We start from the raw sequence: 21,579 nt of genomic DNA, 5'->3' as shown, positions 1-21,579 counted from the left end.
AGAACAGCCGAGTGAGGCTCAATGGTGTGGCACTATTTGTATGCCGTCTGCTGGGACAAGCCCACGGAACCTGTGTCGGGACCACAGGAACGGCCAGGATCGGGGAAGGCGGGCCGCGTGGAACTGCGCGACTACATCACAGTGCTGCGGAAGAGTTGGGCACTGATCCTCGTGCTCGCCCTGGTGGGCGTCGCGGCGGCAGCAGGGTTCTCCCTGCTGAAGAAGCCGGTGTACTCCGCCGAGGCGCAGGTGTTCGTCTCGACGGAGACGTCGGGCAGCGCCAGCGACCTGGCGCAGGGCAACACCTTCACGCAGCAGCGCGTGCTGACGTACTCGAACCTGGTGTCGACGCCGATCGTGCTCCTGCCGGTCATCTCGTCGCTCGGGCTCGACATGAACGCGGACCAGCTGTCGAAGATGGTGTCGGCGACGGCGCCGACGAGCACGACCCTCATCTCGATCACGGTCAACGGCACCGATCCGGTGCAGGCGACGAACATCGCGAACGCGACCTCGCAGAGCCTCACCAACGTGGTCGAGGACATCGAGGCCACCGACGAGAACGGCTCGAGCAGCGTCAAGCTGACCCGGGTGAAGCAGGCGCAGGTGCCGAGCTCGCCCGTCAGCCCGAACGTCCCCGTCAACATCGCCCTCGGCCTGCTCGTCGGTCTGGCGCTCGGCGTCGGCATCGCCGTGCTGCGCGAGACGCTCGACAACCGCGTCCGCGTCGAGACCGACGTCGAGAAGATCAGCGACAAGCCCGTCGTCGGCGGCATCGCCTACGACAACAAGGCATCCGAGCGACCGCTCATCGTGCAGGTCGACCCGCGCAGCCCGCGCGCCGAGTCCTTCCGCACGCTCCGCACGAACCTGCAGTTCCTCGACCTCGGCACCGGCTCGCGCACGTTCGTCATGACGTCGTCGATGCAGTCCGAGGGCAAGAGCACCACCGTCGCCAACCTGGCGATCGCGCTGGACAGCGCGGGCTTCAAGGTCATCCTCATCGACGCCGATCTCCGTCGCCCCCGCGTCGGCGAGTACATGGAGGTGGACGGCTCCGCCGGGCTGACCGACGTGCTCATCGGTCGCGCGAGCCTGGAGGACGTCGCGCAGCCCTGGGGCCGCGGCAACATGGTCGTGCTGCCCGCCGGCCAGATCCCGCCGAACCCGTCGGAGCTCCTCGGCTCGAAGGCCATGCAGGACCTGATCGAGACGCTCGAGCAGCAGTTCGACTACGTGCTCTTCGACGCACCGCCGCTGCTGCCCGTCACCGACGCCGCGATCCTGTCGAAGAAGGCGTCCGGCGCCATCCTCGCGGTGGCGTCCGGCAAGACCCACAAGGGGCAGCTCGCCGCCGCGGTCGCGTCGCTCGAGAACGTCGGCGCACCGATCGCCGGCTTCGTCATCACGATGATGCCCGTCAAGGGTCCGGGCGCCTACGGCTACGGCCGCTACGGGTACGGCTACGGGTACGGCCTCGACGAAGAGGAACCGCCCCAGAAGTCCACCAAGTCGTCGGGGAAGACCCGCGGCAAGCTCGGCGTGGTCCGCCGCGCGGACCGCTGACGGCGGTCGGGGGATGAGCCAGCGCCGGGGGATCCGAAGCCTCGGGAGCGAGCTGCCGCGGACGACGCTGATCGGGATCGCAATCGTGGTCGTCGCGCTCGTCGTCGTCGACGTCGTCCTGGTGGCGCTGGCGCTCGCGCGCACCGCACCGGAGGCGCACGGCGACGCCGGTCCGGTGCCGACGTTCGGTTCGAGCGCGCCGGCGACGCCGGGACCGTCCGCAACCGCGTCGGCGGAACCGACGGCCGACGGGGTGTCGACCCGCCACATGCTGTCCGCGGTCGACGGCCTGGAGGCATGGCGAGCCTCCAGTACGACCTGTGACGTCTCCGAGACGGTGCTGGAGCACACCACCGACGGTGGGCAGGAGTGGTCACCCGTCGCCCTGGGCGACGACGTGCGGACCATCGGGTCGCTGCGCGTGACCGCCGACGGCCTGTCCGTGCTCGTCGGCGTCGGCGACGAGTGCGCGACCGAGGTCCGGACCAGCACCGACGACGGAGCCACCTGGGTGCTCGGGACCGCCGGTGCCGCCGGCGCGGGGGTGACCGACCAGGGACTGGTGCTCGGGGACGCGGTCGTGCCCTCGCCGTGCGAGGACCCGCTCGACGCCTTCCGCGGTGACAGCACGACGCTGGTCGCGTGCGCCGACGAGCTGCGGTGGCGCACCGGTACCGGTGCGTGGGTGACCGTGCCGATCGACGGCGTCCGTGCGCTCGCGGTGAACGGGACCGAGTACACGCTCGCCCGCATCGGGACGGACTCGTGCGACGGCGTGCAGATCGAGACGATGCCGGCGTCGGGTGTGACGCCTGCGACGACCACCACGCCGATCGGGTGCAACCCGGTCGCGACGGAGGGTGCGATCGCGCTCGACCGCTCCGGGCAGGACGTCTGGATGTGGGCGGGCGACAGCGTCGCGGTGTCGAAGGACGGCGGGGCGACGTGGTGACGCGGGGTCGGCGATGACTGCCGAGGCCGTCCACCAGCCCGTCTCCACGGGGAGCACCCGCGAGTGGAGCCGCACGTACTCGCGTCGCGTGCTGATCACGGATCTGCTCGCGCTGATCTGGGTCGTGTTCGGCGTGCAGATCGCCTGGCTCGGGTTCGACTCGGACCTGATGACGAACACGGCGGACCTGCGCCTGAGCTACTTCGGTATCTCCGTGGTCGTCATCGCCGTCTGGATGATCGGGCTGGCGCTCTACGACACCCGTGGTGACCGCGTCATCGGCGTCGGGAGCACCGAGTACCGGCTGGTCGCGGACTCGAGCGTCCGGGTGTTCGGGCTGATCGCGATCGCTGCCTACCTGCTGCGCGTCGACCTGGCCCGCGGCTACGTGCTCATCGCGTTCCCCGTCGGCATCCTCGTGCTGCTGCTCTCTCGCTGGATGTGGCGCCAGTGGCTCGTCGCCGAGCGGAAGCACGGCGGGTACTCCGCGCGGGTGCTGCTCGTCGGCTCGACGGCGAGCGTGCTGCACATCGCACGGGAGCTCGCCCGGGCACCCGAAGCCGGCTACCGCGTGGTCGGCGCGGCGGTGTCCGACGGCACGCGGGGTCTGCTGCCAGGATCCACCGTCGAGAGCCACGGCGGCATCGACGACGTCACGGCAGCCCTGGCGGCGACCGGAGCGGACACCGTCGTCATCACGAGCTCAGACGACCTGCCCCCGGAGCGGGTCCGCCAGCTGAGCTGGTCGCTCGAGCCCGGACGGCAGCACCTGGTCGTCGCGCCGAGCCTGACCGACATCGGCGGCCCGCGGATCCACACCCGCCCGGTGCAGGGCCTCCCGCTCATCCACGTCGAGACCCCGACGTACTCGGGCCGGAAGCTCTACACCAAGCGGGCCTTCGACCTGATCGGATCGGCGGCACTCATCATCGTGCTCTCCCCGGTCCTGCTCGTGCTCGCGTTGCTCGTCAAGGCGACCTCTGCCGGGCCCGTGTTCTTCCTGCAGGAGCGCGTCGGCCTGAACGGTTCGACGTTCCACATGATCAAGTTCCGGTCGATGGTCGTCGACGCGGAGCAGCGCCTGCAGGAGCTGAGTGCGCTCGACCGGGCCGAGGGCAACACGGTCCTGTTCAAGATGAAGAACGACCCGCGCGTGACCCGGGTCGGTGCCTTCATGCGTCGCTACAGCCTCGACGAGGTGCCGCAGTTGTTCAACGTCCTGGCAGGCAACATGTCCTTGGTGGGCCCCCGACCACCGCTCGCGAGCGAGGTCGCGCGATACGACTCCCACGTCCATCGGCGCTTCCTCGTCAAGCCCGGCATGACCGGCCTCTGGCAGGTCAGCGGACGATCCGACCTGTCATGGGAGGACTCGGTGCGGCTCGATCTCTACTACGTGGAGAACTGGTCGTTGGTCAGCGATCTGATCATCCTGTGGCGGACTGCACGAGCTGTAGTGCGCTCGCAGGGGGCCTACTGATGACCAGCAAGGACGCTGCGTCTTCGTCTCTCGGTGGACAGGCGGCTCGTGGCGCCGGAAGTACGATGCTCGGGCAGATCATCCGTATCGCCATTCAGCTGCTCTCCGTCGTCGTGCTGGCCCGATTCCTTGATCCAAAGGACTACGGCATCATCGCGATGGTCACGGCGGTGATCGGGATTGCCGACGTGGTGCGCGACTTCGGGCTGTCTTCCGCTGCGGTGCAAGCGGCTTCTCTCAGCAAAGCCGAACGAGATCAGCTCTTCTGGATAAACACCGGCTTGGGAGCTCTGCTCGCCGCGCTCTGCTGCCTGTCCGCCCCACTCCTCGCCGCTCTATATGGTGACCAAGCGATTGTCGCAGTTACAATCGCGCTTTCGAGTACTTTCCTCATCAATGGCATGGCCAGCCAGTACCGAGCCAGCCTGATGCGATCGTTGCAATTCGGACGGGTTGCAGCCGCGGACGTACTGGCAGCCACGGTCGGGCTGGCAGCGGCCGTCCTCTACGCGACCCTGTCACCGACATACTGGGCCATCGTTGTGCAACAGACGAGTGTGGCCGTCGTGGGACTCCTGGTGGTCATAAGCTTCGCACGGTGGTTGCCTGGGCGTCCGCGTAAGACAGTGCCACTCCGTCGCTTCTACCGGTACGGCGGGAATCTGAGTGCGGCACAGCTGATGGTGTACCTCACCAGCAATCTGGATTCGGTCCTGTTGGGCGTCATAGCTGGACCGACGGTTCTCGGGCAGTACAACCGAGCTTTCCAACTGTTCATGTTGCCGTTGAGGCAGATCAGCGCACCCGCGACGCGTGTCGCACTCCCAGTCCTGTCACGACTTCAACACGATGCGAGACGGTTCGACGAGTTCCTGCTGCGGGGACAAGCGGTTGTTGTGCACGTCGTCATTTTTGCCTTGATGTTCGCGGGCGCCTTCGCGGATTCGCTCATCCCCCTGGTGCTCGGCCCGGGATGGGAAGGGGTCATTCCGATCTTTCAAGTCCTGACATTCGCTGGCATCGCGCAGGTCGCGGGATACGCTTCCTACTGGGTTTTCTTGGCGAGGGGGCTGACTGGTTCCAACCTCCGGTTCTCGCTCGTGACTCGGCCCTTCTTCATTGCGGCCATCGTCGTAGGAAGTTTCTACGGGGCGGTAGGGACTGCTGCTGGGGTGACTGCAGGGACCGCGCTGACGTGGGTGGCAGGCCTCGTATGGGTGTCGCGTGCCGCGGACGCACCTGGGCTCCAGATGTTCGTGAATGCGCTCCGCCCGTTCCTGGTGTACGGCGTATCGAGCTACGGCGCCTCCTGGGTGATTCAGCGGTACAGCTTCAGCTCCGCTCCTGTTGGCAGCGCGGTTATCGGCCTCGTAGCGGTACTCGTCTTGTCGTGGGTGGCGTACCTCTGCTGGCCTGGGTTCCGCAGAGATGTGCGCGGTCTGTTGCAGGTTGCGTCCTTGATGAAGTCCAGGGGAAGGCTGAGCGGACCATGATTCAACACGTCGCGGGGGTTCCCGTCATGTTCTGGAACCCGCGGGAAAAGGCGGGTCCGAGGATTGCTGGACGCCGTGTGCGGTACGGGCGCCGCGTGCAGAACTTCGGTGATCTGCTCGGGCCGCTCGTAGTGCGGCGCACGGTTGCGCACCTGAACCTTGTCCGACCTGTACTTCCCACGCGCCGACGTCTGGTGGCGATCGGCTCAGTCATTCACCTGGCGCGGAACAAAGACGTCATCTGGGGCGCCGGGGTGAACGGCAAGATGCTGCACGCGCTCGGCAGAGTCGGAGGCCTGGACGTGCGGGCAGTCCGCGGGCCCCGAACGCGCGAGCGCTTGTTGTCATTGGGAGTGTCCTGCCCGCCGATCTATGGGGATCCGGCGCTCCTGATCCCTCACCTGATGCGTGTCGATCAAGATGGTCGACGGCAAAAACGCGACATCGCGCTGACCCATGTCCCCAACCTGAACGACCGCGAGACCCACGGTTCGGTGACACTCGATCCTCGGTCGCCCTTGGAGGAATGCATCGATCGCATTCGACGTAGCGAGCTGGTGGTCGGGTCGTCGCTCCACGGGGTCATCATCGCGGAAGCGTTCGGGGTGCCCGCGGTACTCATTGCTCCGAAGCACGAAGACATGTTCAAGTACGAGGACTACTACGGCGGAACCGGACGAACGTCATTTCGCGTGGCTGCGAGTATCGATGAAGCGGTCAAGGCTGACCTGAACGACCCGCCGGTGTTCGACCCCGAGGCGCTGCTGGGAGCCTTCCCGGCAGACCTGTGGCGGTCTTAGATCTCGCATGTTGCTGAACAGCGCCTGATCAGTTCAGATTGTTCTGACGATGCTCGACAGACCGTCTCGGAAACGCTCTTCTGAGAACGCACTTGCGCGCTTCTGAAGCCCTTCCGCAAGCGCGCAATCGTCTGCAGCACCGATCGCGGCCTGGAAGTCCGTGTCGGTTGCGGTCGGGTCGAAGAACAAGTTGCCCTCCCCGGTCTCCCGCAGGATGGGTTCGTCAGCACAGAGCGCAACGACGCCCTGGCTGTTGGCCTCAAGGATCGGCCAGCAGAACCCCTCGTACTTCGAAGTCTGGATGAGCAAACGCGAGGAGCGGTATTCCTGCAGGAGTGCTGCGTCCGAGATGTTCTGCAAAGTGCGGACCTGACTTGAGCTGTTACCGGTTGCGCTGATGATCCTCTCTTCCTCCGGTGTCAACGACGGTCCAATGACGACGAGGTCGACTTGGCCCGACAGCTGTCGGTTGAGCTCGCACCAAGCTCTGACGGCAAGATCCCGCCGCTTCCGCCAACCTACTGTTGAGACGATCAGAGCTTGATTCCGGTTCTCCCGATCGACGCTGTGCTCGAGGAATCGATCGTCCAGGGGATTCGGCAGAACGGGGTCGCCGGACCGGCCCGCTAAGCGCTCGAGATCGCGAGCGGTTGCACGGCTGACCGAAACGATAGTGCCAGCTCGTGCGAGAGAGGACAGGATCCATTTCTGGAGAATCCGGCCGCTACCACGCGTCTGATGTTCGGGCAGCTCGCCCACGGCCGCACGCACGGCAATCAGGTCATGGCATGTGACGATCGTCTTCTCGGTCGACCTCAAGAAAGTGAGGTAGGGAGCATCGCTGTGGTCCGCGACGTGGATGAGTGCATTGCGGTTCAGCCGGCGGAGGCGAAACGGGAAAAGCAGGTACTTCTCCACGTAGCCGATCCATTTCTGCAAACGATGGGGAGCGCGTCTACTGAAGAGCGACGGAGGCTTCAAAATCTCCACCTGGTATCCGATCGCTTCATAGGAGCGAGCGAGCAGGTGTGTGTAGCGGTGCATGCTCGGATTGTGGCTCTGATGCGCGCCGATAATAGTCACGCCGCTGCTTTCAGCCACTGATCCGCTCTCCGGTCTGCTCTCGATCGACTGTTCCCGCCCCGCTTGCCCGGACCGATGCATTCTCCCGGAAGAACCTGTCGAAGGACCGGGTGAACGGAAGGATGAGGAGGAGTACTGCGGAGAGCAGGATGATTCGGTTGACCCGTTGAAGCATACCGAGCATGCCGAGTTCGAAGAGGGTGGTCGAGAAGATGAACACACACGCTATGAGCAGCAAGTACGGGCGACGGGACGCCATGGCGAGCCCCAGAAGGACTGTAGCGATGCCCATCATTCCGCTCTCAAGGAGCACTCCGGGCCACCCGCCGAGTGCATATCCCTCCGCAGTCGGGCCGGCGGCCAACGAAACATCCTGATACTGGTGCGGGATCGACGAGGTGCGGATCTCCCGCGTCCACCTCTGGCCGAGAGTGACATCCTCAGACAACCCCGGGACGACGTACGAGACTGATCGAGAAAGGAGTGCCGGAACAGACAACCAGTTGTCGGGTCCATGCGCCAACGCATCCTGGACTGCGCTTACACCGTCGAAGCGCTCGATCAAGGCCACGGACTGCGCCTGAATCTTGCCCAACGGGCCCGGGTTCACTGCCTCGACACGCTCCGCTGTGTCGATTCCCTTGAGCGGCTGAATGATGAGAAACCCGATGAGCACGAGGGAACCGAGGAGCGCCAACCGCCGCTTCAGATGCGGGACGCCTCTCCGGTTCCATCGAAGGACGAGCGCCAGCGCAGGGACGATCAACGCAGTCTTTGAACCCTCGCCAAGCGCCGTGACGACCTCTCCGAGGAGGACCGGGATCAACACGAGCGGGAAAGCGCTGTTGCGCCGGTCGCGGACCAAGAGGATCAGCATGCCTCCGCCGATCGGTGCAAACGACCTCGCGATCGATGCTAGACCTTCGAACTCCTCCGCGACAGGCAAGCGGAAGAGCCAGCCGACGCACCAGAAGGCAAAGGCGGCGTACACCAGCGCGCGAGGTTCGCCCTCTGTCACAGGACTAAAGGTGGTCCGGCGTCTTGGAAGCAATGCCAGAGTCAGGACGACCGCGACCGTGAAGGCCAGTTGGCCTACACAGACGAGCGACAGTACGTTCATCAGGGCCTCGGCGTAGCCGGCACCCATCATCCGTGAGTCCGCTAGCTCGTCCGTGGTCGTCGGGCGTGCGATCAGAAGGTAGGTCGGCCGAGCCACGTAGGCGAGGCTCCAGAAGACGACTTGTGCGATAAGGATCACGCTGAGCGGGCCCTTCACACGTTTGGCGATGCGGAGCTGCACGACCAGCAACAGTGCTTCACATGCAATCAAAGTCCATGTCGTGATTTCAGGAGTCATGCTTCATCCAGGTGCGCTGCGATTTCTCGTGCACGATCGGCGTAGGTGTACGTTCCCTCGGTAATCTTCCGCCAGCCGTTTGCGGCAACCGCGGAACTCATACGCTGATCTGCCACGAGTCTTGGGATCAGGTTCCAGAGTTCGTCGCGGTCCTCGAAGAAGAAAGCCTCAGACCCTTCGTCGAAGAGTTCGAGGTGCTCTGGGGTCCGCTCACCGACGAGCAATTGACCGGTCGCGGGCGTCTCGAACGTTCTGTTCGTGTGTGCGTCCCGATTGTCGGAGTTCAGGAGGACCAAGCCGATCTGCATCGAGTTCGCTGCAGCCGTGTACTGCTCACGCAGCGCCAGAGGCCTGAGGGCGACACCGGACTTCCCTAGGGGGTAGGAGCGGCGCCACCTCGGTCCGTAGACAACGCTGAGGCCCCGAACGTGGGTAGCGAGGTCGCTCGGAAGAGTAACGCGATCCGGCCGGGCCGCCCCAATGAAACCGACCTTAAAGTGGCGCTCCTCGAACGAGGTCGTCCTGTGGCGGTACCGAGGGTCGAAGGCTCCCCAGATGTACAAGACGTCACGCGCGCCCCTCGAATGAAGCTCGGGAACGTTGTGTCGTTTGGTCGTGACGATGAGGTCCCAGTCGGACTCGTTCAGCAAGTACCGGGGAGAAGTGTTCTCGGGGTTGCTCACGTCGTCGAAGGACAGATGCGCCTTGGATCCCGGAAGCTCGAGGATGCGTGTCTGGTCGTAGTAAATAGTCTTGATGGCCACCGTGAGGTCGGGGGACCAGGATGTGGTCGCGCTCGACAACTCGGCGTTGAATCGGCGCTGCTCGGCCGGTGCGACCTGTTGCAGACGTCGCTTGTACCACCAGTTTGGGCTGCCCTTCGGGGCGTGCACGGCACGCGCAGTGTTGACGGATCTCACCTCAAAACCTGCCTGCGCGAAACCTTCGCGAACGCTCCTCGCATTCCGTCCGAGAGTCATGTCGCCGAGTATCAAGACCCTCAAGATCGTTTCTCCCGAATCGTTGTTGATGCCCGCTGTTTCTGAGCAGGAGGCGTGTCAGCGAGCTTTTCGTAGACCACAACGTGTGCTGCGATTGCTTCCGTCCAGGATCGGCGCTCCAACGAGGGGCGCCCGGTATGCGCCGCCCGAGCGGCGGCTCCAGCCAGATCGGTGGCGTCGAGAGGCGGGGTGAACAGACGTACCCATTGCTCACCGAATTCATCCTGCAACGCTCTGTTTGAGGGGGTCGCCGGCACCAGTACCGGCTTTCCCAGGCTCAGCGCGAGAATGGCCGCTCCTGAATTATACATCTCCGGGTTCGGAAGTACCACCCATCGCGTTGCACTAATGGCTGTTTGCAGATCGGATTCGGACAGAAAACGTGAATCGATTTCGATGTTGCACGGTTTGGAGGATGCTGCTTTTCGGAGTTGTGCGGCATACGAAACGGAGGCCTGACCGACGAGGCGCAGCGAAGCGTTCGGCGGCATCTGCTTGAACGCATCGATGAGTTGCTCGATGGCTTTGTACGGTCGAAGAAGGCCGAAGAAAAGGAAATCGCACTTTCGCGCTGCTACAAGTGCCTCATCCAGGTCTGTGAGCCGCTCGTACTCGCTGTGAAGAATCGTGGATGACGCAACGGTGAGGTCATTCTCCGGCGACGCATTGATGTAGATCGTGTGGTCTACGCGACTACGGAACAGTCGAAGGAACAGTCCCTCGAGTGGGCCGCCGTTCTCGTGCGGATCACGATTGTGCTGCGTCCAGACGATCTTTGCGCGAAGCCGACGGGGCAGAAGGAGGAATGCGATCGCAAAGCAGTACTTCGCCGCCTTCTTCGGTCGGCTGCCGCCTCGGATCAGGCTTTCTGGCCAATGCACGTGCAGCACGTCAACCTTCCGGCTGATGAGCTTGATCCGATCGAACAGGAGCAGGTTTGTCACAGGTTTTAGGCCGTCAACCAACATTGAAATGTAGGGATTGGTCTCGGGGGTTACCTCTGAGACGGAAAGCATGACCGTCACGTGCGAGCGCTTCCCGTTATTCCAAGCCCCCTGCGCCGGGATCTTCAATCTTGAGCCCACAGCTGGCTTCCCTGGGCGGTTGAGTGGGACCGAGTCTCATAAACCTTCGTGAGCGTTCGTCGGACAGCGTCGTCAGTGAACTCACGGTCGCTTAGTCGTAATGCGGCCTCGCTGAACTTCTTGTAGTCCGACGAGTGAAGGATTTGATGAATAGCCGTCGCGACCGCGCCAACTTCGCCGTCAGGGGTGACGATGCCTGCTCCGTGCGCACGGATCGTGTCGGCAAGAGCAGACGACTCGGATACCACCACGGGGACCCCTGAGGACAAGGCCGCCACCAGTACATTGCCCCAAGGTTCAGCGTCCGCGGTAAGGACGAATACTCCGGCACGTGTGAGCCGGGCGGGAACTTCCGATGGCGGGAGGGTGCCCTCGTACCGCAAATTGGGCAGTTGGCGGTCGAGGGCAGCCTGCAACTCGCCTTGGTCTGGTCCGATCAGTGCGTACTGCTCTGGCCAGCCGAGTTCGAGAGCAGTTGCGGCGGCGTCGGCGAAGACGCCGACTCTCTTCCGGGCGTGGAGACGTGCGAGGAACAACGCCTCGAGCCGGGGGGGAACTTGTCGCGAGTTGTCCGGGTTCGGCGCGACCACACCTCGGAGAAGTGGGTTGCCGAGCACCACGATGCTGCCTGGCCGAAGGCTAAACCTTCGTTCAAGGTCAGTCCGTTCCTTGTTGGTGAGGGCCAGGGTGACGTCCGCACGTCTGATGAGTGGCCCGAGGACGAGGTCGAGGATGCGGTGTTGGATGCTCGACCGGGAGGTGAGCATGCCGTGAGGTTGAGCGACCACCGGTTTGCGCAGCAAGAGCGCTAACAGGAGCGCCAATGTCGGGAGTGGTTCTCTGGCGAGACTGATATGCACTACGCCAGCACGTTTGACGGCCCGGAGGAGGCTACAGGCGGCGCGGAACGAGAAGACCGACGGTGTCCCCAGCCGAGCAATCATCGAGACCGGCGGGGAGGCCGTTGCGTACCCTTGTTCCGAAGTGTCCTTGAAGCTGTCGGCTCGTAAATGGGGCGCAAACAAAACAGACGACGGAAACACGCTGCTCATCAACTCGATTTGCGCTCGGGCCGTGTCGAATGGCCCTCCGTATCTACCTGTGCTGCTACCGAGCGCGACGACTCGAAGCACTCCGTGTCCGCGCTCCGTCGGGTCGCTCATTCTTGCTCCTGACGGAATCGGGGGCGAGTGACGTATGCGGAACGATCGCTGCCAAGCACGGTGTTGGAAGGGACGTTCTGCTGCACTACTGTCATCGGCTCGATCAGGGACGACCTCCCGATTGTGACGCCCCCAAGGATCATGCATCTCGATGTGACCCACGTGCCTGCTTCTATGAGGATCGGTCGCGTTACGAGGCCCATATCCGACCTGTGACGATGGCTGCCGGTCGTCAGGAAGCTCTCCTGTGAAATGACGACGTCATGCTCAATCTTGACCTGATCCTGATTGTGAATCCACACCCCTTCGCCGATCCAGGTGTCCGCACCGATAGTGAGTTTCCAGGGGAAGCGCACGCGCGTCCGCGGGCGGAAGGTAACTCCCGGTCCGATTTGCGCCCCAAAGAGACGGAGGACAGCGACCCGCAGTCGCGAACTGATTTGCCAAGGATTGGTGACGAATAGCAGCTCGGCGACGCTCCATGCATAGACGCGGGCACGCGAACCGCCCCAGGTCTGCCGATCGCCGGGCGCGTCGCGCAGGCGCACGATCGGAGGGAAAACCGGTGCGTCATGCGCTCTCATCTGTAGCCCCTGTCCTTCGTTGCCGGCGCCACGCCGGCAGATCGAGCAGTCGAGCCACCCGAGCGTCCCTCGTGTCCATAGTAGAGGGCTGGGGGCAGGAGCTCGCCTCCTAATGAGGAGTCGGATGGTCGGGGCCCGAGTGCGAGGGCCAGCGGTTGATCCACGGCCGTCGAGCGCGTCGACATCAGCGACCTCTCGGGGGGCGGGCGTGACGAACGGCTGCCCGGCGCGGACTTGATGCCGCCATCGCGTGTCAACCTGCAGGGCTGGAGTGGTCTGTCGAGCACGACTTGAAGGTCTTCAGGAGACGGAGAGCGGGGCGCCGATCAGCAGACGGGGCAGAGCCGTCACGTACCCCGATCGGATCGGGCTCTCGCTGCAGTGAACTTCGAGGGCCGGCGCAGGGATCGGCTTCGCATGAAGGGGTGCAGACGCCGCCCTCCGCCACGATCGCCGGAATGAAGTACCGCCGGAGGTCACGGTAACGCGTCGTGCACAGACTCGCTGTCTGAGGGATCGAAGCGCCGAGGTTGAGGAACCGGGGTCCGCATCACCTACCCGTCCTACCTGGCGTGGCGGCTCCTCAGCGATTGCGCCCGGTGGTCGGGTTCGTCGGTCGAGTTGTGGATGCGAGTCCAAAGGAAGATTCGTTCGTTCGCTGCCGGTAGACAGGAAGCTCTTTCGAAGCATCACGACGTGGTGTTCGAGCTCGACTCGGTCGGGGTTGAAGTCCACCCCTTCGCTGCCCAGGTGCCCGAACTTCCAGGAAAACGGGCTTGCGCCCGGGCCGGATCTTTCGTGTCCGTATGAGATGTAGAGCAAGCCGAGTCGCCAGCGCTTCAGTGATAGCGCCGTGCCGGAGTCTCTGAGTTAGTGCGAGGAAAGTCAAAATTCTTCGGTTGAACCAGCGATGGAACGCATCGGCGCGGGTGATGGGCAGAACTGTGCCCAAGTGAAGGCGCGCTTATGACGCCGTGGATAGGAACGCCGTGCGTCTCTGCCGTCGCGGCGAGTACCTCGAAGCGCAAGTTGAGGACCTGTTACCATCGCGTGTGCAGAGAGCAGGATCCGTGACGGTCGTCGGGCTCAACTACGGGCCCGAATCAACGGGGATCGCCCCGTACACCAGCGGACTAGCCAGAGAACTCGCGTCTCGGTCGTGGCGCGTCCGGATGCTGAGCGGCTTCCCTCACTACCCGCAGTGGCGCTTCGCTGAAGGACGGCCCCCTCGTTCGCGGATCTCCGTCGAGGACGGGGTGATGGTGGTCAGGCGACGGCATCGGCTCCCATCGAAGCCCGGGGGAGTTGCGCGCGCTCTCTCTGAACTTTCCTTCGGCGTCGCGGCGGTTTGCACACGCTTTGCGAAGCCAGACGTCGTCGTCTTGGTTTCACCTGCGCTCATCTCGTCCGCAGCGGCGCTGGTGAAGGCGCGTCTCGTGACGCGGCGTCCGGTCGTAGTTTGGGTGCAGGACCTGTACACCCTCGGTCTTCGGGAGCTCGGCGTCGGACGTCCTGGTCTGTCAAGCCGGCTCATCGGTGCGATCGAGAAGTGGACACTGCGGTCTGCCGATGCGGTCGTCGTGATCCACGAGCGGTTCCGCGACACCGTCGTCGAGGAGCTCGGTGTTCGTCCTGCTTCAGTCGAGGTCGTCCGGAACTGGTCCCACCTCGACGACGACTGGCAGGTCGATCGCGACGCATCACGTGCGGCCCTCGGCTGGGAACCGTCGGAGTTCGTCGTCCTGCATGCGGGGAACATGGGTGTGAAGCAAGGCCTCGAGAACGTGGTGGACGCGGCTCGCCTCGCAGCTGCGACCGGTTCGCGAGTGCGCTTCGTCCTGCTCGGAGACGGGAACCAACGCTCGGCCCTTGCTGAACTCGCCGCCGGGGTGGCCAACGTGGAGATGATTGCTTCTCTGCCTGACGACGAGTTCCGCGATGCGCTCGCTTCCGCTGATGCGCTGCTGGTGAACGAACGTGCTGGAGTTGCGGGCATGGCTGTCCCGAGCAAGCTCACGTCCTACTTCAGCACCGGGTTGCCTGTCATCGCCGCCACAGACCCGGGCAGTGTCACAGAGAGTGAGGTACTCCTCGCCGGAGCGGGGCCAGTTGTGCCCGCCGGCGACCCGCAGGCTCTGCTCGACGCAGCGCTCGCGCTCGCTGGAGACGCTCAGCGGGCCCGGGCAATGGGCGCTTCTGGTCGACGGTTCCGGACCGAGCGCCTGACGGCGGCGGCCTCGTTCGATACATTTGCTCAGCTGTTGGAGACGCTGGCGAGAGGCCGCCGCTCAACCGCCACTAGGGAATCGGGGACTGCTTGACGAAGCGCGCGCTCATCACGGGCATCACGGGACAGGACGGGTCGTACCTGGCCGAACTGCTCCTCCGTAAGGGGTACGAGGTGCACGGCGTCATCCGTCGTGCGTCGACATTCAACACCTCGCGCATCGACCACCTCTACGTCGACCCCCACAACCCCGACGCGAAACTCTTCCTGCACTACGGAGATCTCGGCGACGGGGCCCGACTCGTGAGCCTCCTCGGTGAGCTGAAGCCCGACGAGGTCTACAACCTCGCCGCGCAGTCGCACGTGCGTGTCTCCTTCGACGAGCCCGAGCACACCGGTGACGTCACAGGCGTCGGGTCGATGCGCATGCTCGAGGCCGTCCGCATGTCCGGTATCCACACACGCTTCTACCAGGCGTCGTCGTCCGAAATGTTCGGGGCGACCCCGCCCCCGCAGAACGAGGAGACCCCGTTCTGGCCGCGCTCGCCGTACGGTGCCGCAAAGGTCTACAGCTACTGGGTCACTCGCAACTACCGCGAGGCGTACGACATGTTCGCGGTCAACGGCATCCTCTTCAACCACGAGTCTCCTCGGCGAGGCGAGACGTTCGTGACGCGCAAGATCACGCGCGCAGTTGCCCGGATCAAGGCGGGCATGGAAGACCACGTCTACCTCGGCAACCTCGACTCAGTCCGGGACTGGGGGTACGCGGCGGAGTACGTCGAGGGCATGTGGCGCATGCTGCAGGCGGACGAACCGGACGACTTCGTCCTCGCGACCGGCGGGAACTTCACCGTCAAGGACTTCCTGTCGACGGCGTTCACTCACGCCGGGCTGAACTGGGAGGACCACGTGCGGTTTGACGAGCGGTACCTCCGCCCGAGTGAGGTCGACGCCCTGGTCGGCGACGCGTCGAAGGCGAAGGAGAAGCTCGGTTGGGAGGCCACGGTCGACACCGCGGAGCTCGCTCGGATCATGGTCGACGCGGACATCGAAGCGCTCCAGCACGAGGGTCGGCCCTGGATCGACACCGTCAAGCTTGCGAGCTGGGAGTCCTGATGGCGGCCGAGTTCACCCCAGGGCCGCTCGATCGTGACGACCGCGTCTACATCGCTGGACACCGTGGTCTCGTCGGGTCGGCGGTCCAACGGAAGTTCGAAGCAGAAGGCTTCACCGATCTGATCGGACGGACCTCGTCCGAACTCGACCTCAAGGACCGTGCCGCCGTCTTCGACTTCTTCGCGCAGGAGCGACCGAAGCACGTCGTCCTGGCGGCGGCCAAGGTCGGTGGCATCCTCGCGAACGACACCTATCCGCACGACTTCCTGAGCGAAAACCTGCAGATCCAGGTCAACGTCATGGACGCGGCCGTCGAGCACGGTGTCGAGCGTCTCGTGTTCCTCGGATCGTCCTGCATCTACCCGAAGCTGGCGGAACAGCCGATCCAGGAGGACTCCCTCCTCACCGGGCACCTCGAACCGACGAACGACGCGTACGCGATCGCGAAGATCGCCGGGATCCTGCAGGTTCAGGCAGTACGACGTCAGCACGGTCGTTCCTGGATCTCCGCCATGCCGACCAACCTCTACGGGCCGGGCGACAACTTCTCGCCCAAGGGGTCGCACGTGCTGCCCGCCCTCATTCGCCGGTACGACGAGGCGGTGCAGCAGGGTGCACCGCAGGTGGAGAACTGGGGCACGGGGTCACCCCGCCGCGAGTTCCTGCACGTCGACGACATGGCCTCGGCTGTCTTCCACCTCATCGAGCACTACGACGGTCCGGACCAGGTGAACGTCGGTACTGGGTCGGACGTCACGATCCGGGAGATCGCCGAAACCATCGCGAGGGTCGTCGGCTTCGAGGGCGAGACGATCTGGGACACGTCCAAGCCCGACGGGACCCCGCAGAAGCTCCTCGACGTGTCCAAACTCGCCGAAGCGGGTTGGACGGCACAGGTCGGGCTCGAAGAGGGCCTCCGCAGCACCATCGATTGGTACCGCGAGCACGCGGACTCGGTTCGGCAGTGACCTCGGTCGGACATGAGGGACCGTAGGATTACCTCATGTCCGACCAGCCCGAGTCGCGACGCGCTGCAGTGAGCCGGGGGTCCAGGGCCCGCGTCGTGCTGTGGACCGTCCTGGCCGTCGTCCTCCTGCTGATCCTCGCCGTCGCCTGGGTGGGGGTGCGCGGTGTGCTCGCCAAGGGGCATCTCGAACGGGCGGTGTCCGACGTCAGCACGCTGCGGTCGCAGTTGACGGACGCCGACACGAGCGCCGCGCAGCAGACCGCGAAGCACCTGGAGGACGAGGCATCCGCGGCGCGGTCGCTGACCGGTGACCCAGTGTGGGGCGCGGCCCAGTACGTCCCGTTCTTCGGGACGAACCTGCGTGCTGTGCGCGAGGTCGCCGTGGTCGTCGACGATGTGGCCGACGGTGCGGTGAGTCCCGTCGCCGGCGTCGTCGGTGGACTCGGCGTCGACTCGTTCGCGCCGAAGGACGGCAAGGTCGATCTGGACCCGCTCGTGAAGGCGCAGCCGGCGGTCGCGCAGGCGGCCGAGACGCTGACCAAGGCCGACCGCGATGCGCAGGCGATCGACACGAGCGGCACGCTCTCGCCGGTCACGTCGGCGGTCAACCAGCTGCGGAACGCCGTGCAGTCCGCGTCGACGCAGGTCGACACGGCCAACCGCGTCGTGCAGCTCGCACCGGCGATGCTCGCTCGGGACGGCGAGCGCAACTACGTGCTGCTGTTCCAGAACAACGCCGAGCTCCGCGCCGGCGGGGGCATCCCAGGGGCCGTCGCGCTGCTCAAGGTGCAGGACGGGTCGATCAAGCTCGAGAACCAGGCTGCGGGTTCGTCGTTCGGTCCCTACGAGCAGCCGGTGCTTCCGCTCGAGCCGGACACGGCCAGCCTGTACGGGGACATCACCGGCAGGTACATGCAGGACGTCAACCTCACGCCCCGCTTCGACGTCTCAGCACAGCTCGCCCGCGAGATGTGGAAGCAGAAGTTCGGGCAGGAGGTCGACGGGGCCCTCGCGATGGACCCGGTGACGCTGAGCTACATGCTCCGGGCGACCGGGCCGGTCCAGCTGGCAACGGGTGACACTCTCACTGCGGACAATGCCGTCCAGCTGTTGCTGAGCGACGTCTACACGAAGTACTCAGACCCCGCCGTGCAGGACGCGTTCTTCGCCTCGGCCGCGAGCGCGGTCTTCGACAAGGTGTCGGGCGGTGGTTTCGATGCGAAGCAGTTCATCTCGGCGCTGACGGAGGGAACCAACGAGGGGCGACTCCGGCTGTGGAGCGCGACGAAGGACGAGCAGCAGCGGCTCGACGGCACAGCGCTGGCCGGCGAGCTCCCCACCGCATCGCGTGAGACTCGGCAGTTCGGCGTCTACCTGAACGACGGCACCGGTTCGAAGATGGACTACTACCTCGACAAGACCGTGTCGGTCGGATCGTCCGTCTGCCGGCAGGACGGTCGTCCGACCTCCGTGGTCGAGGTCACGCTCAAGAACACGGCTCCGGCCGATGCCGCAACGAGTCTCCCCGAGTACGTCACCGGCGGTGGCAACTTCGGTACCGAGCCCGGAAAGATCAAGACACTCGTCGCCGTCTACGCGCCGGAGAACGCCATCTACCTCGGCTCGACGCAGGACGGCAAGCAGGTCGGCGTGCAGACGGCGATGGACGGCAGGCACCCGGTTGCACAGCTGCAGACACTGCTGGCACCGGGGGAGAGCACGACCTTCCGCGTCGCGTACCTCGGTGACGCGAAGTTCGCGAACGCCGGCGTCGAGGCGATCTCGACGCCGGGCGTCAAGCAGGGCAAGGTCGAGCCCCTGCGGTTCGAGTGCAAGGACCCGGTCCCCGCCGGCTGAGCGCGAACCATACGTCCGCGGCCCGTCCACGGAACGGAGGCGACGGCGTGTCGAGCCGAGCAGCGCGGTTCATGTTGTCCCCAGAGTGGGGGGTTCAGGACTTTTCTGAGCACGCGGCTCAGCCGGTCACAGGTACAGAACGAGCGGCCGGAGTAGCTGTGTGAATTTGTTGCATAGCGCCCCTGAACTGGGATTTCGGTTCGACAACCATGCCCCTCGCCGGGAGTGCGGGCGCCCTCGAGCTGTCCCTGATGCGCACCGGTCTCGGCTCGATCTCGAAAAAGTTTCGGATCTGGTGGCAACAACCTGAGGATTCCCGCTAGATTGAGGGAACTTCGCCATAGCGACCGCTTGCTCCTTCACGGCTTGCGTTTGGGGGGAGTGCCACGGGCTCTGGGTGTCAGGGTCTGCAGGATCAGATTCTTAGGGGAAACACTTCATGAAGAAGCTCATTGCAGCTGCCGTCCTCGCGGGCGCAGCGTTCATCGCCATCCCGACCGCGGCGAACGCTGCCGGCTACGCGCCGGACTCGAGCGTCTCCGTCTCGGGCAACTACGTCGCGGGCGGCACCGCCTTCGTCAGCTTCACCGACGGTGCGTTCCAGAACGGCGAGACCGTCAACGTCCAGGTGACCGGCGCCGGCGCCGTGACCCTCGGTGCGCTGCCGACCACGACGGTCTCGAAGGCCTACACGGCTTCGCCGACCGGCGCGCTCGTCGTCAAGGTCACCTTCCCGGCCGGTGCTTCGGGTACCTACAACCTGACCGCCACGGGCGCCACCTCGGGCGTCGTCGGCCTCGCCTCGTTCACCGTCGCCCCCGGCGACACCGCCGTCACGGTCGGCTCGAACGGCAACTCCGGCACCCCCGGCCAGCTCGCCTTCACCGGTGGCACCATCTCGACGCTCGGCCTCTGGGCTGCCGGCGGCGCCATCGTCCTCGGTGGTGGCCTCCTGGTCGCCCGCAAGTCGGTCCGTCGTCAGAACGACGCCGCCTGAGCACAGCTGAACTGAACGGAGCCCCCGGCATCTCGGTGCCGGGGGCTTCGTGCTGTCGTCGGTGGAGGAACGAGGCGGGTCTGGTCGGACGGGTCAGGTCGGACGGGTCAGGTCGGGCGGGTCAGGTCGGACGGATCAGGTGACGACGAGGGCGATCGCCACGACGGCGATCACGACGAGCGGCGCGACGATCCACAGCCACCAGGGGAAGGTCGACGGCCGGCGGTAGGGGCGATGGTGCTTCCGATCGGGGTTCGGGTCCATGCGCTGACCGTAGGCCGTGCGCGGGCCGAGCGGTTCGTCCGTCGTCAGATCGTCACACTGCGGCCCGCGACTGTCCGCCAGCCGCGCTCACGCGGGCCCGCCCCAGCACCACGATCCCCAGCAGGACCCCGAGCACCGCTCCGGAGGTGTTCGACAGCACGTCGTCCACCGACGCGAACCGCGCTGGCAGGAACAGCGCCTGCACCGTCTCGATCACGCAGCTCGCCAGGAATCCGCCGAGCATGCCGACCCACCACGCGCGCGCTCCGAAGAGCAGCAGCACGAAGAACCCGAACGGCACGAAGAAGAGCACGTTCGCGGTGAACTCGACCGATCCGTAGTCGAGCCACTGCGGAGCGCCGAGCCGGTGCCCCGCGGCGATCGCTCGCGTCAGCCACGGGTGGATCCCTCGGTCGACGGGGGAGCCCGCCGTCGCCACGAGCACCACCAGGAGCGCGTATGCGGCCGCGAGCGACCACGCCACCCGCCTCGTACGTTCCGACGCGTGCGCGGCGCGGTGCCGTGCGTGCCAGGCCGCGTCGAGCAGCGCCCCGATCGCGACCCCGACGAGGCCCGCGAGCACGACGGACCGGAACCGCTCGCCCGGGGCGGAGGACTGTGCCGCCACGGCGACGGCGGCCGCCAGCACGACGACGGCGCTCACCAGGGCGCGTCCCGCCACCCCGGCCGGCCGGGAGGCCCGGCTCGCCCCCGCCAGCAGCACCGGCAGCAGGGCGGTCAGCAGGGTCACCGCGATCGCGGCCAAGAAGCCGTCACCGAGCGTCAGGGTGCCGTGCCCGAGCGCGCGCAGCGCGCCCACGAGGTGGAGCAGCACGGACCGGACCCGGTCCGAGAGGCCGGGCACCAGCAGGACCGCGCCCACGAGCACGACCGCAGTCACCATCCCGCTGCGCACGATCGTGGTCCTCGTCCTGGTGCTCATCGGGAACGACGCTAGTGGGCCGCGCCTCCCGTCCGGGATGGACGCGAGGCGACCTCGCGAACCCGCAGGAACCGGTTCATCCACGGAACGAGTACCCCGATCGCGCCCCTGTACCCCGTTCCCGTGTCCCCCGGCCGCGGAAATCCGGGGCTGTACCCCGATCCGTATGCACGAAACCCGTGAATGGACGGGCATCGCTGGCGTCGCCGGGGGACGTTCTCGTACGGTTACACCATCACCTGATGTACCCCGGATCGCGAAGGAGAGCGACATGAGCACCACCGTCACCACCGACACCCGCGAGGTCACCCTCGACACCGACACGGTCGACGTCATCGCGATCCTCGAGGCCGAGGCAGAGCACTCCGGCCGCGCAGCACGTGCCAAGACCACGTGGACGCAGGAGGACGACGGCGAGTGGATCGCCAACTACGGCGGCTACTTCGGCGGGAGCGTCGACAAGCGCGACGGCCGCTACGTGGCCTCGGACACCTTCGGACTCGTCGTCGGCGACTTCGCCACGCTCGAAGAGGCCCAGACGAAGCTCTCGGACCAGCTCCACGTGATGCTGCCGGCCGTGATCCGTCCGGTCGCGTAGTGCCCGACGACCATCCGGCCCTCGCGGCCAGCACCACCAGCCA

General features: G+C 65.5%; 19 protein-coding genes. 11 read left to right on the top strand and 8 right to left on the bottom strand.

Annotation, left to right across the window (positions count from 1 at the left end):
* Positions 1-117: 117 nt before the first annotated feature.
* The 5 genes from Q9R28_RS12885 to Q9R28_RS12865 all read left to right on the top strand — a co-directional run bounded on the left by Q9R28_RS12885 (position 118) and on the right by Q9R28_RS12865 (position 6,291).
* Positions 118-1,566 (top strand): polysaccharide biosynthesis tyrosine autokinase, encoded by a 1,449-nt coding sequence (locus Q9R28_RS12885; protein WP_311206280.1) that lies wholly within the window; start codon positions 118-120, stop codon positions 1,564-1,566.
* A gap of 13 nt (positions 1,567-1,579) precedes the next feature.
* The gene (locus tag Q9R28_RS12880) at positions 1,580-2,518 is read left to right on the top strand and encodes a hypothetical protein (protein WP_311206279.1); all 939 of its coding nucleotides are present in this window, start codon (positions 1,580-1,582) and stop codon (positions 2,516-2,518) included.
* A gap of 13 nt (positions 2,519-2,531) precedes the next feature.
* Positions 2,532-3,998: a sugar transferase gene (locus tag Q9R28_RS12875; RefSeq protein WP_311206278.1), complete on the top strand. Its 1,467-nt coding sequence runs from the start codon at positions 2,532-2,534 to the stop codon at positions 3,996-3,998.
* Positions 3,998-5,491, top strand: coding sequence for a lipopolysaccharide biosynthesis protein (locus tag Q9R28_RS12870; protein ID WP_311206277.1), 1,494 nt, complete (start codon positions 3,998-4,000; stop codon positions 5,489-5,491). Before Q9R28_RS12875 ends, Q9R28_RS12870 begins: the two co-directional genes overlap by 1 nt.
* Before the next feature lie 95 nt (positions 5,492-5,586).
* The gene (locus Q9R28_RS12865) at positions 5,587-6,291 is read left to right on the top strand and encodes a polysaccharide pyruvyl transferase family protein (RefSeq protein WP_311206276.1); all 705 of its coding nucleotides are present in this window, start codon (positions 5,587-5,589) and stop codon (positions 6,289-6,291) included.
* Positions 6,292-6,324: 33 nt separating this feature from the next.
* Here Q9R28_RS12865 and Q9R28_RS12860 read toward each other — a convergent pair whose 3' ends face one another.
* From Q9R28_RS12860 to Q9R28_RS12835, 6 genes are all read right to left on the bottom strand, one after another.
* On the bottom strand, positions 6,325-7,335 hold the full coding sequence (locus Q9R28_RS12860; RefSeq protein WP_311206275.1) for a glycosyltransferase: 1,011 nt from the start codon (positions 7,333-7,335) through the stop codon (positions 6,325-6,327).
* 49 nt (positions 7,336-7,384) lie between these two features.
* Positions 7,385-8,674: a hypothetical protein gene (locus tag Q9R28_RS12855; protein WP_311206274.1), complete on the bottom strand. Its 1,290-nt coding sequence runs from the start codon at positions 8,672-8,674 to the stop codon at positions 7,385-7,387.
* A 53-nt stretch (positions 8,675-8,727) separates the two neighbouring features.
* The gene (locus tag Q9R28_RS12850) at positions 8,728-9,711 is read right to left on the bottom strand and encodes a glycosyltransferase (RefSeq protein WP_311206273.1); all 984 of its coding nucleotides are present in this window, start codon (positions 9,709-9,711) and stop codon (positions 8,728-8,730) included.
* Positions 9,712-9,731: 20 nt separating this feature from the next.
* Positions 9,732-10,748 (bottom strand): glycosyltransferase, encoded by a 1,017-nt coding sequence (locus tag Q9R28_RS12845; protein ID WP_311206320.1) that lies wholly within the window; start codon positions 10,746-10,748, stop codon positions 9,732-9,734.
* Positions 10,749-10,801: 53 nt separating this feature from the next.
* The gene (locus Q9R28_RS12840; protein ID WP_311206319.1) at positions 10,802-11,869 is read right to left on the bottom strand and encodes a glycosyltransferase; all 1,068 of its coding nucleotides are present in this window, start codon (positions 11,867-11,869) and stop codon (positions 10,802-10,804) included.
* Positions 11,870-11,976: 107 nt separating this feature from the next.
* A complete protein-coding gene (locus Q9R28_RS12835; RefSeq protein WP_311206272.1) occupies positions 11,977-12,528 on the bottom strand; it encodes an acetyltransferase in 552 nt (183 codons plus the stop codon).
* A 1,106-nt stretch (positions 12,529-13,634) separates the two neighbouring features.
* Between Q9R28_RS12835 and Q9R28_RS12830 the strand changes: the two genes are divergently transcribed.
* The 5 genes from Q9R28_RS12830 to Q9R28_RS12810 all read left to right on the top strand — a co-directional run bounded on the left by Q9R28_RS12830 (position 13,635) and on the right by Q9R28_RS12810 (position 19,731).
* Positions 13,635-14,885 carry a glycosyltransferase family 4 protein gene (locus tag Q9R28_RS12830; protein ID WP_311206271.1) on the top strand — a complete coding sequence of 417 codons (1,251 nt, stop codon included), beginning with the start codon at positions 13,635-13,637 and terminating at the stop codon, positions 14,883-14,885.
* Positions 14,882-15,910 carry a GDP-mannose 4,6-dehydratase gene (gene gmd / locus Q9R28_RS12825; RefSeq protein ID WP_251155395.1) on the top strand — a complete coding sequence of 343 codons (1,029 nt, stop codon included), beginning with the start codon at positions 14,882-14,884 and terminating at the stop codon, positions 15,908-15,910. Before Q9R28_RS12830 ends, gmd begins: the two co-directional genes overlap by 4 nt.
* Entirely contained in the window at positions 15,910-16,878 is a 969-nt protein-coding gene (locus Q9R28_RS12820; RefSeq protein ID WP_311206270.1) for a GDP-L-fucose synthase, read from the top strand. The genes gmd and Q9R28_RS12820 overlap by 1 nt, the downstream gene beginning before the upstream one ends.
* A gap of 35 nt (positions 16,879-16,913) precedes the next feature.
* Positions 16,914-18,734: a DUF4012 domain-containing protein gene (locus Q9R28_RS12815; protein ID WP_311206269.1), complete on the top strand. Its 1,821-nt coding sequence runs from the start codon at positions 16,914-16,916 to the stop codon at positions 18,732-18,734.
* A 439-nt stretch (positions 18,735-19,173) separates the two neighbouring features.
* On the top strand, positions 19,174-19,731 hold the full coding sequence (locus Q9R28_RS12810) for a hypothetical protein (protein WP_209684062.1): 558 nt from the start codon (positions 19,174-19,176) through the stop codon (positions 19,729-19,731).
* 135 nt (positions 19,732-19,866) lie between these two features.
* On the opposite strand, the gene Q9R28_RS12805 is transcribed toward Q9R28_RS12810, so the two are convergent.
* Together Q9R28_RS12805 and Q9R28_RS12800 are read right to left on the bottom strand one after the other, a co-directional pair.
* Positions 19,867-19,995 carry a hypothetical protein gene (locus Q9R28_RS12805; RefSeq protein ID WP_268746769.1) on the bottom strand — a complete coding sequence of 43 codons (129 nt, stop codon included), beginning with the start codon at positions 19,993-19,995 and terminating at the stop codon, positions 19,867-19,869.
* A gap of 52 nt (positions 19,996-20,047) precedes the next feature.
* A complete protein-coding gene (locus Q9R28_RS12800; protein ID WP_311206268.1) occupies positions 20,048-20,938 on the bottom strand; it encodes a VanZ family protein in 891 nt (296 codons plus the stop codon).
* A gap of 271 nt (positions 20,939-21,209) precedes the next feature.
* On the opposite strand from Q9R28_RS12800, the gene Q9R28_RS12795 reads away from it, so the two are divergent.
* Positions 21,210-21,536, top strand: a complete 327-nt coding sequence (locus tag Q9R28_RS12795; RefSeq protein WP_066652101.1) for a hypothetical protein — start codon at positions 21,210-21,212, stop codon at positions 21,534-21,536.
* The last annotated feature ends 43 nt before the right edge of the window (positions 21,537-21,579 follow it).

It is taken from the genome of Curtobacterium sp. BRD11 (assembly GCF_031844345.1).
In the GTDB taxonomy this organism is placed as follows: Bacteria; Actinomycetota; Actinomycetes; order Actinomycetales; family Microbacteriaceae; genus Curtobacterium.
This window is presented reverse-complemented; position numbering and strand designations above follow the sequence as displayed.